15 protein-coding genes, 2 tRNA genes, 1 rRNA gene and 1 pseudogene are annotated in these 13,374 nt (G+C 68.3%); 16 read left to right on the forward strand and 3 right to left on the reverse strand.

Going from position 1 to position 13,374, the window contains the following annotated elements; all coding sequences use genetic code 11:
• Positions 1-69: 69 nt before the first annotated feature.
• The 16 genes from QZ378_RS09725 (at position 70) to QZ378_RS09800 (ending at position 12,085) form a co-directional block, all read left to right on the forward strand.
• Positions 70-144 (forward strand) — tRNA-Glu (locus QZ378_RS09725).
• An 8-nt stretch (positions 145-152) separates the two neighbouring features.
• Positions 153-228, forward strand: a tRNA-Lys gene (locus QZ378_RS09730).
• A gap of 138 nt (positions 229-366) precedes the next feature.
• Positions 367-482, forward strand: a 5S ribosomal RNA gene (gene rrf / locus QZ378_RS09735).
• 57 nt (positions 483-539) lie between these two features.
• Positions 540-1,253, forward strand: a complete 714-nt coding sequence (gene sfsA, locus QZ378_RS09740) for a DNA/RNA nuclease SfsA (protein WP_291258122.1) — start codon at positions 540-542, stop codon at positions 1,251-1,253.
• The gene (locus QZ378_RS09745; RefSeq protein WP_291258123.1) at positions 1,250-1,945 is read left to right on the forward strand and encodes a GNAT family N-acetyltransferase; all 696 of its coding nucleotides are present in this window, start codon (positions 1,250-1,252) and stop codon (positions 1,943-1,945) included. The genes sfsA and QZ378_RS09745 overlap by 4 nt, the downstream gene beginning before the upstream one ends.
• A gap of 104 nt (positions 1,946-2,049) precedes the next feature.
• The gene (locus QZ378_RS09750) at positions 2,050-2,370 is read left to right on the forward strand and encodes a helix-turn-helix transcriptional regulator (protein WP_207735472.1); all 321 of its coding nucleotides are present in this window, start codon (positions 2,050-2,052) and stop codon (positions 2,368-2,370) included.
• Entirely contained in the window at positions 2,367-3,671 is a 1,305-nt protein-coding gene (locus QZ378_RS09755; protein WP_291258124.1) for a DUF2812 domain-containing protein, read from the forward strand. Before QZ378_RS09750 ends, QZ378_RS09755 begins: the two co-directional genes overlap by 4 nt.
• Complete coding sequence (locus QZ378_RS09760; RefSeq protein WP_291258125.1) at positions 3,668-4,960, forward strand: DUF2812 domain-containing protein; 1,293 nt, start codon at positions 3,668-3,670, stop codon at positions 4,958-4,960. Before QZ378_RS09755 ends, QZ378_RS09760 begins: the two co-directional genes overlap by 4 nt.
• Entirely contained in the window at positions 4,957-6,246 is a 1,290-nt protein-coding gene (locus QZ378_RS09765) for a DUF2812 domain-containing protein (protein ID WP_291258126.1), read from the forward strand. The genes QZ378_RS09760 and QZ378_RS09765 overlap by 4 nt, the downstream gene beginning before the upstream one ends.
• Positions 6,243-7,352: a DUF2812 domain-containing protein gene (locus tag QZ378_RS09770; RefSeq protein ID WP_291258127.1), complete on the forward strand. Its 1,110-nt coding sequence runs from the start codon at positions 6,243-6,245 to the stop codon at positions 7,350-7,352. Before QZ378_RS09765 ends, QZ378_RS09770 begins: the two co-directional genes overlap by 4 nt.
• A 40-nt stretch (positions 7,353-7,392) precedes the next feature.
• A complete protein-coding gene (locus tag QZ378_RS09775; RefSeq protein ID WP_291258128.1) occupies positions 7,393-8,514 on the forward strand; it encodes a DUF2812 domain-containing protein in 1,122 nt (373 codons plus the stop codon).
• 41 nt (positions 8,515-8,555) lie between these two features.
• The gene (locus tag QZ378_RS09780; RefSeq protein WP_291258129.1) at positions 8,556-9,188 is read left to right on the forward strand and encodes a DUF2812 domain-containing protein; all 633 of its coding nucleotides are present in this window, start codon (positions 8,556-8,558) and stop codon (positions 9,186-9,188) included.
• 14 nt (positions 9,189-9,202) lie between these two features.
• Positions 9,203-9,901, forward strand: a complete 699-nt coding sequence (locus QZ378_RS09785) for a DUF2812 domain-containing protein (RefSeq protein WP_291258130.1) — start codon at positions 9,203-9,205, stop codon at positions 9,899-9,901.
• Between the two features lie 47 nt (positions 9,902-9,948).
• Positions 9,949-10,545, forward strand: a complete 597-nt coding sequence (locus QZ378_RS09790) for an NAD(P)H-dependent oxidoreductase (RefSeq protein ID WP_291258131.1) — start codon at positions 9,949-9,951, stop codon at positions 10,543-10,545.
• Positions 10,546-11,541, forward strand: coding sequence for an asparaginase (locus QZ378_RS09795; protein ID WP_087236657.1), 996 nt, complete (start codon positions 10,546-10,548; stop codon positions 11,539-11,541).
• A 13-nt stretch (positions 11,542-11,554) separates the two neighbouring features.
• Complete coding sequence (locus QZ378_RS09800; protein WP_291258132.1) at positions 11,555-12,085, forward strand: GNAT family N-acetyltransferase; 531 nt, start codon at positions 11,555-11,557, stop codon at positions 12,083-12,085.
• Between the two features lie 68 nt (positions 12,086-12,153).
• Here QZ378_RS09800 and QZ378_RS09805 read toward each other — a convergent pair whose 3' ends face one another.
• From QZ378_RS09805 to QZ378_RS09815, 3 genes and pseudogenes are all read right to left on the reverse strand, one after another.
• The gene (locus QZ378_RS09805) at positions 12,154-12,774 is read right to left on the reverse strand and encodes a nucleotidyltransferase domain-containing protein (RefSeq protein ID WP_291258133.1); all 621 of its coding nucleotides are present in this window, start codon (positions 12,772-12,774) and stop codon (positions 12,154-12,156) included.
• Positions 12,759-13,286, reverse strand: coding sequence for an AAA family ATPase (locus tag QZ378_RS09810; RefSeq protein ID WP_291258134.1), 528 nt, complete (start codon positions 13,284-13,286; stop codon positions 12,759-12,761). Before QZ378_RS09810 ends, QZ378_RS09805 begins: the two co-directional genes overlap by 16 nt.
• A pseudogene (locus QZ378_RS09815) lies at positions 13,286-13,374 on the reverse strand (recombination protein RecR); the annotation flags it as partial. The pseudogene QZ378_RS09815 and the gene QZ378_RS09810, both read right to left, overlap by 1 nt.

Consider the following 13,374-nt stretch of genomic DNA (forward strand, 5'->3'; position numbering starts at 1 on the left):
TTGCGAAGGTACAGCAGAGTTTACATTGTTCGGTTTTGAGGGTGCTGGCACCCTGCGACGCGCATATGTGGCCCGTTGGTCAAGCGGTTAAGACGGCGGCCTCTCACGCCGCAAACGTGGGTTCGATTCCCGCACGGGTCACCATTTCCCATGCGCCTTTAGCTCAGTTGGTAGAGCAACTGACTCTTAATCAGTGGGTCCCGGGTTCGAGTCCCTGAAGGCGCACCATTCCTTGTGGGATGCGCTGCGCATCCCACAAGGAAACCCCTAACAAGTGAATGACGACTTATCGTTGAAAAGAACGGTAAGGAGAAGAAAGTTTCATGAAAGTTTCTTTTGCTTACTTTTCTTTTCAAAGAAAAGTAAGTTGGTGTTGATTGCGATGAGGGTCCACCCGTTCCCATCCCGAACACGGAAGTTAAGCTCATCTGCGCCGAAGATACTTGCCTGGAGACGGGCCGGGAAAATAGGTAACGCCAACACAAAAAACGGACTTCTTTGGAAGTCCGTTTTTTGCTTATCCAGAAAGGAGCGGCGGTATGCGCTATTCCAATATCCGGGCGGGCCGCTTTCTGGCCCGGCCCAACCGGTTCGTGGCCCACGTGGAGCTGGACGGCGAAACGGTGGTCTGCCATGTGAAAAATACCGGCCGATGCCGGGAGCTGCTGGTGCCCGGCGCCACGGTCTATCTCCAGGAGAGCGACAACCCCGCCCGCAAGACCAAGTTTGACCTGATCGCGGTGGACAAGGGCGGCCTACTGGTCAATATGGACGCCCAGGCACCCAACCAGGTGTTCCGGGAGTGGGCGGAGGCGGGGCAGTTCGTGCCGGGGCTCACCCTGCTGCGGCCGGAGACCACCTGGGGCAAGTCCCGCTTCGATTTTTACTGGGAGTTGTCCACACAGCGGCGGGGGTTTGTGGAAGTGAAGGGAGTTACCCTGGAGGAAAACGGCCACGCCCGCTTTCCCGATGCCCCCACGGAGCGGGGCGTGAAGCACCTGGAGGAGCTGATCGCCTGCCAGGCAGAGGGCTATGAGGCGGCAGTGTGCTTTGTGATCCAGATGTCCGGCATGAGGGACTTTTCTCCCAACGATGCCACCCACCCGGCCTTCGGGAACGCCCTGCGGCGGGCGGCGGCGTCCGGCGTCCGGGTGCTGGCCATGGAGTGCCGGGTGGAGCCGGACAGACTCTGGATCGACAGGCCGCTACCGGTATGTTTGGAGCTCAGGGAACGAGAGGGGGAACGCGCATGAAGCCGGCCTATGAAGTGATCACCCGAGAAATCGCCGCCAAGGGGGCGGGGTATCTGCTGCTGCGCCGCTGTCCGCCCCAGGAGCTGGGGGAGACCCTGGCCCGCGGGCGGGCGGAGCTGCTGGCGGCCGGTGCCGCGGAGCTCTACGCCGCCTCCGCCGACCCCGCCTGCCCCCTGGACGAGGGGCGCTGGGAGGGCTTCCGGCTGTCCCATGTGCGGGACATGCTGTGGATGGAGCGGCCCCTGGATCAGCTCCCGCCGGCGGAGGGCCTGACTTTGGAGCCCCTGACCCGGGCCCGGGGCGGGGCCTGGCTTACCCTCCACAACGCCTGCTTTTTCGACATGCCCAACTCGGCCACCTACGGCCTGCGGGAGCTGGAGGAGGCCCTGGGCGCGGAATGGCGCTGCGGCTTTGCCGTGGCGGACGGCGTGCCGGTGGGGGTGTACGAGCTGGCGCTGGCCGGGGAGATGCCGGAGATTGCGGGCATTGCCATCCACCCGGATTTCCAGGGGAAAGGACTGGGCCGGGCGCTGCTCCGCGCCGTCCTGGCGGAGCTGGCGGGGCTGGGCTGTGGGCGCTGCCGCCTGCTGGTGGCCACGGACAATGGGCGGGCCTTCTCCCTCTACCGCAGGGAGGGGTTCAGGGCGGCGGCAATGAAAAGCCGCTGGTTTCAGATGATAGGAACTGCTTAAGAGGGGGAGCCGGAGACGGCTCCCTTTTTTTGCTCTTGACTTATATCGAATATTGATATAGTATGGTTATGACGATAATCGATATAGTATGGGAGGTGACTGCCGTGGCCCGAAAGAAGCTGGAGACCCTGACGGAGCAGATGTTCTATGTGCTCCTCTCCCTGCGGAGGGAGCGGCACGGCTACGGGATCATGCAGGCCATCACCGAGATGACGGGGGGCCGGGTCAGCGTGGGGGCAGGCACCCTGTATGCCCTGCTGGAGCGGTTCGAGAAGGACGGGCTGATCCGCTTTACCCGGACGGAGGAAAACCGGAAGTACTACCAGATGACGGAGGCGGGGGAACAGGCACTGGAGGCGGAATACCAGCGTATCCGGCAGCAGGCGGCAGACTGGGAGCGGATTATGAAGGGGGAAGAGTCATGAAGCGGCGGTTTTCTCTGTTTACCTATCCGGTGATGGACATGAAGGCGGCGGAGGCGGAGCTGAACCGCCGGGCGGCCAAGGGGTGGCGGCTGGAGAAGATCTGGATGGGCCTCCTGGCGGTGTTTGTACCTGTCCACGTGCCGGTGTGCTACTGCCTGGACTGGTGCGACAACGTCAAGGATACGGAGCGGATGGACTACAAGGAGCTGCTCTCCCAGGCCGGATGGGGGCACCGGATGGAGCTGCCTTACTGGAACGTGTACGAGGCCCCGGCGGGCACGGCCCCCATACAGACCGACGGGGAGCTGGAGTACCAGCGGTTCCGGGACAAGGTGATGCGGCGGATGGTCAGGGGGATCCCGCTGACTCTGCTGGTGGTGGGCATCCAGCTGCTCAATATCTTTGCCCAGTCCGGTGAGTTCGGGGCCATGTCCCTCCTGATGTGGGCGTCTACCGTCCACATGATGCTGGCGGCCCTGCTCCTCCTGCCCCTGTGGGGGTTGGGGGGCCTGGCCTGGCTGGGGCGGATGGCCCTGCGGCTGCGCCAGTGGCGGCAGGCCGCCCGGGAGGACGGCCCCACCCCCGTGCCCGGCCGGTGGAGCGGCCTGGCGGCGGCCCTGCTCACTCTGGCCGGGTGGCTGTCGGTGGTTCTGGTCTGCGCCGCCGCGGTGTGGGATATGACCACCAATTGTGTCCCCACCCTGCCGTTTGCCGGGGTGTTCCTGCTGTGCGCGGGCATCCTGTTTGCGCGCTCCCTGTGGGAGCAGCACCAGACCAAGTGGGTGCGGCGCATGGCATCGCTGTGCCTGGCCACGGCCCTGTGCGGCGGCGCGGGCGGAATGGTCTTTTTCCGGCAGGCGGAGGCCACCCTGCTGGAGCCGCCCCTGTCCGATCTCCACCTCCTGCCCGGGGTGACGGAGGTGTGGACGATGTGGGAGGAGCGCAGCCACGCCGCCACCTCTCTGCTCTCCTGCACCGACTGGGACGAGCTGGAGCCCGACGGGGAAACGGGATTCGGAATTCATGAGACGGTTCTGGGGGTTCGGATGGATGCCCCGGTGCGGGGCACCGCCTGGCGGGCCCGGTGGCCCTGGCTGGCGGAGTGGGCGGCGTCCCTCCAGCGGGGCGGCATGGAGCCGGTGGAGGGATACCCCGGCGTGTGGCACCGGGAGACTGGGAAGGGGGAGCTGTGGCTCCTCCGCCGGGACACCCTGGTGCTGCGGGTGAAAAACGACCTGGAGCCGCTGGACGAGGACTGGCTGGCGGATATGCTGGCTCAAATGGAGGAGGAAGCGCCATGAAGCGTCGATTTTCCCTGCTTACTTACCCGGTAATGGACATGAAGGCGGCGGAGGCAGAGCTGAACCGCCGGGCGGCCAAGGGGTGGCGGCTGGAGAAGATCTGGTTTGGGACGGTGGCCTCCTTCGCGCCGGCGGAGGAGCCGGTGTGCTACTGCCTGGACTGGTGCGACCCCGGGCGGATGGACGGGAGGGCTTACCGCACCCTGCTGGCCGACGCGGGGTGGAGGTTTCACAGCCAGACGAAATACTGGAACGTGTACGAGGCCCCGGCGGGCACCACCCCTATCCAGACCGACGGGGAGCTGGAGTACCGGCGGTTCCGGGAAAAGGCCCTCCATCGCATCAAGCACGGGGGCGGGAGCCTGGCGGCCCTGGCGGCGGTGCTGGCGGCCCTGCTCCTGATGGAGCAGCAGATGGGCCAGGGGGCCGGGATACTGGAGGGGCTGGATCTGATCACCCGGTATCAGACCGGGGCCATGTTCGTCCTGTTCTCCCCGCTGATCCTATTGGGCGGAGTGCTGTGGGGCGGTCGGCTGCTGCTCCGCCTGACCCAGTGGCAGCAGGCGGCGGAAGAGGGCCGGGACCTGCCGGTGCCGGGGCGGTGGAGCGCCCTGGCGGCGGCGCTTTTCTGCCTGGCGGGGCAGCTCTTCAGCGCGGTGCTGCTGGTTGCCCTCCTGCTGGACGGGGTGTCGGGCGCGTTTGGAAAGCGGTATCTGCAGCTGACCATCATCGTAGCCCTTGCGGCGATGGTCTGGAAGCAGGGACTGGAGTACCAGCGGCAGCGGGAGAGCTACAGGGCCAAGGTGGTGGCGGCGGCGGTGCTCCTGATGCTGGGCGCCCTGCCCTACGGGCTGACGGCCTGTTTCCGGGTGGAGCCGCCTCTGGCGGGGGTGGATCTGGAATTTATCGGGGAGGTGCGGGAGGAGACCAGCGCCACCTTCCTGGGGGCCCGCACCAGCTGGGTGGAGGTGCCCCAGAAGGTGGAGCACGAGGGGGAGACCTACTACACCTATAGCGCGGAGGGGACGAAGGGGGACGCCTGGACGCTGCCCTGGCCCTGGCTGGCCGACTGGGCGGAGGGGCTCTGCCGCCGGACGGCGGGGACGGAGCTGCAGCCCCTGGAGGGCTACGAGGGCGTGTGGGCGCGCTGGTCGGGCCCGGACGCGCACCGCCTGGTGATCCGCCGGGGAAACACCGTGGTGCGGCTGAACTCCTGGCCGGGCAGCAGGCCCGACGAGGACTGGCTGAACACGATTCTGTCTTGCTTGGAAGGAGGTACGCCATCATGAAGCGACGGTTTTCTTTGTTTACCTATCCGGTGATGGACATGAAGGCGGCGGAGGCGGAGCTGAACCGCCGGGCGGCGGCGGGCTGGCGGCTGGAACGGATCTGGCTGGACGGCCTGGCCTGCTTTGTGCCGGCGGAAGAGCCGGTGTGCTACTGCCTGGACTGGTGCGACCCCGTCCTGGCGGCGGACGCCCCGGACTACCGGGCCCTTTTGGCGGAGGCCGGGTGGACGCGGCGGGCCCTGGTGGGCAGCTGGGCCGTCTACGAGGCCCCGGCGGGCGCCACCCCTATCCAGACCGACAGCGCTCTGGAGTACCAGCGGTTCCGGAGGAAGGTGCTGCGGCGGATGCTGATCGGCGGGGGCGGCCTGGCGGCCCTTGCCCTGCTGCTTGCCGCGCTGGTGCTGTGGGTGTACGGCGGGCGGCTCTCCTGGGAGGACATGGCGGGGGCCATGGCGTTCTCCAGCCTGGGCGCCCCGCTGCTGCTCCCACTGCCACTTCTCCTGGCGGCCGGTGTGCTGTGGCTGGGACGCATGGTTCTGCGGCTGTGCCAGTGGAAGCGGGCGGTCCGGGAGGGGGAGCCCTTTCCGGTGCCGGGACGGGTGAGCGCCGGGGCGGCAAAGCTGGGCATCCTGCTGGTCTGGCTGTGGCTGGTCCTCCTGTGGGCGGCCCTGTGCCTGGACATTCTGGACGGCAGGGTGAACCTGGGCTGGGCCATCGGTATGGCCATAGGCGGCTTTCTCAGCCTGCGCGTCTATTCGCACATGGACGAGGATCTCCGCCGGCGGAACCGCCGCCGGGCCTGGGGCGCGCTGGCCCTGGCGGCGGCGGTGGTGGTCGTCCCCTGGCTGGTCCCCGACGGGCTCACCGACCCCCTCTACCCCGACCGGCCCCTGGCGGAGGCACAGTTGCTGGAGGGGGAGGATACCTGGTGTATCCAGCACCAGGACGAGGCATCCCTGCTGGTGTCCTGTACCCGGTGGGAGGAGGGGGCGGCAGACGGCTCCGCCTGGCTGGAGGGCCGGTGCTGGCACATCCGCGGCGCTTTCCTGGCCGACCGGGTGACGGCGGAGTATCTGGAGGAGCTGGGGCCGGAGAACCAGGCCCCTCTGCCCGGCTATGACCAGGTGTGGACGGCGCCGGAGGCGCTGTACTACGCCAACGGGAACACGGCGGATCTGTGGCTCCTCCGGAGGGGGAGCGTGATCATACGGCTGGAGACCACCCCGGAGCTCCTGGAGGAACAGGATCTGGACGATATTCTGACTCAACTGGAGGGCGGCGCATGAAAACGCTGTGGAAAGGCTTCCCCTACGGCTCCGCCGACCGGGAGGCGGCGGAGGCATGGCTCAACGAACTGGGCAGACAGGGCTGGCGGCTGGAGAAGGTACGCCTGGGCTTCCTGGCGGTGTTTGCACAGTCCGGGGAGCCGTGCACCTACTGCGTGTGTACGCAGCCGGGCTCCTTCTACGGCCGGGGCCGGGCGGAGTACGAGCAGCTGTGCTGGGACGGGGGCTGGCAGTGGACGGCCAACGTGCGGAGCATGGACGTCTTTGTCTCCCGGCCGGGGCATACCCCCGTGCCCCTCATCACCGACCCGGAGGTGGAGCGGCGGGAGGAGGCCCGGCGGAAGCGGCGGGGGCGTGTGTTCCTGGCCGCGCTGCTGCTCCCCCTGCTGGCAATTCTCGCGTGGAGCCTCCGGCCCGGCGGACTCCCCTGGCGCTCCTTTCTGGAGTCCAACCGCCTGCTGGCGTGGCTGCTGGCCCTGGCCCTGTGCGGCCTGGTTCCGGCCGGGGCGGCGGTGTGGAGGAAGCTGCGGCCCCCCAGGCCCCGGAACGGCCGGGCGGTGCGTCTGCGGGCTGCCCTGTGGCTGGCGGTACTGCCCCTGTGGTATGTCCTCTGCTTTGGACTCGCTTTCACCGAGGGGCTGACGGAAATCGTGGCGTGGGTGGACGCCCCGCCGGCGGCCCGGTCGCTGGGGGTGGATGCCCCCGAAGATGCCGAGGCGTACCGGCAGGTGCGCGCCTCCGTTCTGGTGGAGGGGGAGCACTACAGCCAGCCCCTGGTGGGGGCGGATCACACGGAGTACGGCTCCGTGAAGCTGGATCGCTACCGCTGCCGGGGGGAGGGGACGGCCCGCCTGCTGGCGGAGCTGGTGTGGCTGGACGAGACCCGGGGCTCCCCCGGCCATCTGGACGGCACCCACGGCCCTCTCACCGGCGCGGAGGTGCCTGTGGAGGGCGCCTGGGCGTGGCACGGCCAGGGAGAGGGCCGCGTCTGCCTGATCCTCCGCTGCGGCGAGCGGGTGGCGGTGGCGGAGACCGACCAGAGCGTGCCGCCGCCGGATCAGCAGACCTGGGCGGCCCTCCGAGCCCTGCTGGAGGAATGGCCGTAGGGCGCGCCGGTTGAGATGCAGATGTAAGGAGGCTTCGGCCATGAGAGAGAAAACCAAATGCACCCGCTGGTTCCGCTACACCATCGAGGACGCCAAGGCGGCCCAGGCGGAGCTGGATCAGCGGGCGGAGCAGGGCTGGGAGCTGGAGGAGGTGGGCCTGTTCACCGCCACCTTCCGCCGCGCGGAGCACCCCCGCCCCTGCTGGGTGGAGCCCGCCCGGTGGAAGAGCTGGTCTGAAAAGGACGAGAACAGCCGGGCGGACTACCTGGCCCTGTGCGGCGAGGCGGGCTGGGAGCTGATCAGCGAGGACGGCGGCCTGTTCTACTTCCGGGCCAGGGAGGGGACAGACCCGGCTCCCATCCAGACCGATGAGGGTGTGGAGTGGGAGGGCGTGTGGAAAAAGGCCCTCCGCGGCCAGCTGTCAAGCATGCTCTACGTCGTCATTTATGGGTTTGTGTGGAGCGGCGCCCGGTTTCTCCTGGACCGGCCCCGGGTGTGGGAGCTGTTTCTGTCCAACGCGGCGCTGGCGGCCCAGGGGCTGCTCTTCCTCCTGCTGGCCCTGGAGCTCTTTCTGACGGTGCGGGTGCTCCGCTACCAGGTAAAGTGCCGCCGGGCGGCGGCGGAGGGGGAGAGCTTCCCCGTGCCCCGGCGGGCGGCCGCCCGGCTCCGGGGGGCGTCCTCCTGGATCTTCTGGGTAGTGCTTGCGGTGAGTCTGGCCGTACTGCTGACGACCACAGACTTTGAGAGACACTTCCTGGAGACCAAGAGCGGGTATACGCAGGAGAGCCGCTCGGTGCTGGGGGACTATTTTGAGTACCGCCGGTTCAGCCAGGCGGAGGGCGATCTGTGGGTGGAGCGGGCGGACTGCCGGGCCGGCTGGCTGGCGGACTGGATCTGCGGGGACTTCCGGGCCTCCGAGGGGGACGCGGATCGGGTTCGCCGGGAGTTCCACTGGCACGGCGCGGTCATCCCCCGGGAGGCGGAGCTGGGCTTTGACCGGGCCTGGACCTATTCCATCGGGGAATACAGCGGCCTGATATTACGGGATGGAGACCAGGTAGCGCGCATCGAGGCCGAGGGGCTCGACCTGACCAGCGCGGAAACCCTGGCGGGTATCCGGGCCTGGCTGGCGGAGTCCCCGGACTGGCAGACGGAGGCATAGCGGGCGGAGCCCATCCGCCCGCCGGAGAGAAAGGTGGCAGCATGAAACGAACTTTATGGAAGCTGTTCCCCTTTACCGCCATCGACAGCAAGGCGGCGGAGGCGTGGCTCAACCGGCTGGGGGAACAGGGCTGGCGGCTGGGCTCCGCCGGGCTGTACACAGCCCGGTTCTGGCAGACCGGGGAGCCGGTGTCCTACGCCGTCACTCCGGAGCAGGGGCGGAGAGAGGACTTTCTTGTCCTTTGCCGGGACGCGGGGTGGGAGCTGGCGGCCCGCAGCCGGAAGATGGAGCTGTACGCCTCCCGGGCGGGGGCGCGCCCGATCCCCCTGGAGACCGACCAGGCGCTGGAGTGCCGCAGCTTCCTCCGCCGGGGAATCCGCTGGCTGGCCCTGGAGGCGGCTTTGACGCTGATGTTCCTGCTCAACCTGCGGCAGCTCCTGGGCACGGGCGGGCCCACGGACTGGCCGGCGCTGGTCTTGTGGCTGGGGGAGCTGGCCCTGTGGGGCGGGTGCCTGGCTGGGGATGGGATTTACTGGCTCCGGGTTCGCCGGGCCGGTGAGCTGCTCCCCCGCTCCATGGCGGGGGTCTGGCTGCGGTGGTGGGCCGCATGGGCGCTGGTGCTCCTGGGTGCGGGGCTGCTGGCTGTCATGTGGCTTCGGCCCGCATACCTGTGAGGGAGGGGGATAGGATGGACGGGATCCGGATGGAGCAGTTTCCCTTCCGGGTATTGGACTACAAGGCCGGGGAGGCATGGCTCAACGAGCTGGGGGCGGCTGGCTGGCGGCTGGAGGGGATTGAAAAGGGCCGCCTGCGCTTCCGCCGGACGGCGGAGCCGGTGTCCTATGCGGTGGAGCTGGAGCAGTTTCTGGGCTGCCTTGCGGAGCGGGATTTCCGCACCTTCTGTGCCGACGCGGGCTGGGAGAAGGCGGGAGAGCTGGGGGAGCTGGTGTTCTATGCCTCCGCGCCGGGGCGGAGCCCCGCCCCCTTTCACACGGACGAGGCCGTGGAGACGGAGCGGTTCACCCGGCAGTATCTGGTGCGGCACCTGGCCCGGTTCGGCGGCTGGCTGGCCCTGACGGTGCTGCCACAGCTTCTGAGGGTGCTCCTCTTCCCCGGACGGGAGCTGCACCGGGTTCTGACCCTGCCGGGCTACGGCCTGCTGCTGGCGGCCTATGTGCTGGCCCTCCTCACGCCTGCCGCCGCGGAGGGACGGGATGTGGTGTGGCTGCTGCGCTGCCGCCGGGCGGGGCGGCTTCTGACCCGCAGCCCGGCGGCGGTACGCCGGTGGAGGCGGGCGGTACTGGCCGCCCTGGGGGCGGCGCTGCTGCTGGCGGCAGTGGGGATGGTGGAGCTTGTGCCCGCTCTTGCATCCCGCATCGGCTTGTGATAGGATAGGGACAGTGTGGAAAACTTCTGTTCAGGAGTGTGAACGATATGGAAAACCTGCTGTTTATCAACGCCTGCGTGCGGGGGGAGCGCTCCCGCACCCTCAGGCTGGCCCGCCGTTTTCTGGACGCCTATCAGGCCAGGCACCCGGACACGGTGATCACCGAGCGTAATCTCTGCGCCGAGCGATTACAGCCCCAGTACCCCGAGGTGCTGGAGGAGCGGGACGAGCTGTGGAACGCGGGCAGGCTGGATCAGCCCATGTTCGACCCGGCCCGGCAGTTCGCCGCGGCGGACAGGATTGTCATCGCCGCCCCCTTCTGGGATCTCTGCTTCCCCGCCATCCTGAAGATCTATCTGGAGCGCATCTCCGTCACCAACATCACCTTCGGCTACGACGAGCAGGGGGCCATGGTGGGTCTGTGCAGGGCCTCCAAGCTGCTGCTCATCACCACCCGGGGGGGCAACTACGCCGGCACCGAGCTGGAGATGGGCACCCCCCTGCTGAAGGCCCTGTGCGTCATGTACGGCATCCCGCAGTTTGTCTGCCTGGACGCCGAGGGCCTGGACGACGTGCGCAACGACAAGGCCGCCATTCTGGCCGACGCGGAGCGCCGGGCGGACGCGCTGGCGGAGGAATTTTAAGTGCGGGCCCGGATTCTGCTCCTCACCACCGGGGGCACCATCGCCTCCCTGCCCACGGCGGAGGGCCTGGCCCCCGGCCTGGACGGGGAGGAGCTGGCCCGGATGCTGCCCCAGGGCATCCTGGAGCACTACGACGTCACCGTCCGGGACATCCTCCACCTGGACTCCTCCAACATCCAGCCGGAGGAATGGCAGACCATCGCCCGCCACGTGTTTGATAACCGGACGGAATATGACGGCATCGTGATTACCCACGGTACCGACACCATGGCCTACACCGCCTCCGTCCTCTCCTTCATGCTGCGGGGCATCGCCATCCCGGTGGTGCTCACCGGGGCCCAGCTGCCCATGGCCCACCCCTTAAGCGACGGCATGGAGAACCTGCGCACCGCCCTGGCCATGGCGGCCTCCGGCGCGGCGGGGGTGTTCCTGGCCTTCGACCGGAAGGTGATGCTGGGCTGCCGGGCGGTGAAGATCCGCACCACCGATTTCGACGCCTTTGAGAGCGTCAACTGGCCCCTGGCCGCCAGCGTGGACGGAAAGGGCCTCCAGCTCCACCCGGAGGCCATCCCCCGGCAGACCGGGGAGTGCGCCCTGCGGGACAGGCTGTGCGACAAGGTGTTCCTCATCAAGCTCACCCCCGGCCTGGATCCGGAGATCTTCGACATGCTGCTCCAGATGCACTACCGGGGCATCGTTATCGAGGCCTTCGGCGCCGGCGGGCTCCACTTTGTCCGGCGGGATCTGATCGCCAAGCTCCAGGCCGCCGCCCGGGCGGGCATCACCGTGGTGGTGTGCTCCCAGTGCCTCTACGAGCCCAGCGACTTCTCCGTCTACGAGGTGGGCCAGAAGGCCCTGGAGCAGGGGGTGATCCAGGGCCGGGACATGACCACCGAGGCGGCGGTGACCAAGCTCATGTGGGCCCTGGGCCAGACCGACGACACCGAGATCGTCCGGGACTACATGGAGCGCTCCCTGGCCGGGGAGATGGCGTAAGGAGGCGCGAAGGGTGGACAGGCTTGACATCCGCCCGGCGGCGGAGGGGGACTGCCCCGCCGTCCGGGACTTCTACTACGCCCTCACCGACGAGATGGCGGACGCGCCCTACCGCCCCGGCTGGGAGAAGGACGTGTACCCCGCACAGGAGTTTCTGAAGGACTCCATCCGGCGGGGGGAGCTGTACCTGGGCTTCCTGGACGGGGCGCTGGCGGCCTGCATGGTGGTCAACCACGCCTACAACGAGGGCTACCGCTCCGTGGCCTGGGGGGTGGAGGCGGCGGACGACGAGCTGCTGGTGATCCACGCCCTGGGGGTGCGCCGGGCCTGCTCCGGCCGGGGGCTGGCCAAGGCGATGGCCCGCCGCGTCCTCCAGATGGCTCGGGCCCAGGGACTGAAAACCGTCCGCCTGGACGTGCTGGGGGGCAACCTCCCCGCCGAGCGGGCCTATACCGCCGTGGGCTTCCGCCATGTGGACACCCTGCGCATGTTCTACGAGGATACGGGCTGGACGGACTATAAGGCCTTTGAATATCTCCTCTGAAACCGAGCTGCAGCAAAAAAACGTCCCCGGAATCGAGAGATTCCGGGGACGTTTTTCATGACAGGCAGTTATTGCGGCCCGTCCAGCAGGGCCTCCAGGTATGCCACCCACCGCTCCAGGGCGGCGGCGTCCAGGCGGGAGAGGGCGTCGGTGTAGAGGGCATATGCCTCGGGGCGGGCCGCCGCCAGCCAGCGCAGGCTCTTCTTGGGCCCCTGGTAGAGGCGCCCGCAGAGATCGCAGCAGATCTCCAGACTGTCCACCAGCAGCCAGTGCCAGCGGAACAGCCCCTCCGCATCCCCACGCCCGGCCCGCTGGAGCATCTTGCGGCACCAGGCCACCTGGGTGCGGTTCTCCTCCGGCGTCCTGGGGGGCAGGCTGTCCCGATAGGCGGCCAGCTTCTCCAGCAGGGCCTTTCCGGAGCCGTCCAGATCCCACACCAGCTTCCCGTCCAGCAGGCGGAGAAACTCCGCCATGGGGAAGTCCCCCTGAAAGTCGGCGGCGGGGTGGATGAACAGATCCAGCTGCACCCCGCCCACGAGGGACACGTCGTGCCGCGCCGGGCCGTCCGCCACCAGGGCCAGGGCATCAAAGTCGCTGTCCGGGCCGTTGGAGCCGTCGGCATAGGAGCCGTAGACAAACAGGGCGGCGGGGGCATAGGTATCTTCGATATAGCTCAGAATTTTCTCCATGTCTGGCCCTCCCGTTCCAGCTTAGCCAGGAAGCGCGCACAGTCTTTGGGGGAGCGGAACACGTGCTTTTCCCCCGTCCAGCCGTCCAGCAGCTCCAGCACCTGGGGCCGCTGGGTGCGGTGGAACTCCCAGATCCAGCGGACAAATTCACCGTCCAGCCGCTCCGGGCAGTCCGCCGCCATATCGGGGCGGGTGCGCCCCCGCCAGGAGAGGACCCGCCGCAGGGCCCGGAACAGGCACACCCGCCGGGGATAGTCCAGCAGCACCACGGCGTCGCACCGCTCCAGCCGCCGGGGGAGCGTGCGCAGGTAGTTGCCGTCGATCACCCACTCCTCCCCCAGCAGGACGGCGTCCAGCAGGGCGTCAAACTCCCCCTCGGTGCGGTTGACCCACCCGGACTTCCACCACAGCTTGTCCAGGTGCACCACCGGCAGGGAGAGGGCCTCCCCCAGAGACCGGGCCAGGGTGGACTTCCCCGCGCCGGGGCAGCCCAGCACCAGCACCCGGCGCATCACATCTCCCTCCGGCCCTCCAGGGCCCGCATGAGGGTGGCGTCGTCGGCGTACTCCAGGTGGCTGCCCACCGGGATGCCGTAGGCCA

This window comes from Flavonifractor sp. (assembly GCF_019422385.1).
Classification (GTDB): Bacteria; Bacillota; Clostridia; order Oscillospirales; family Oscillospiraceae; genus Flavonifractor; species Flavonifractor avistercoris.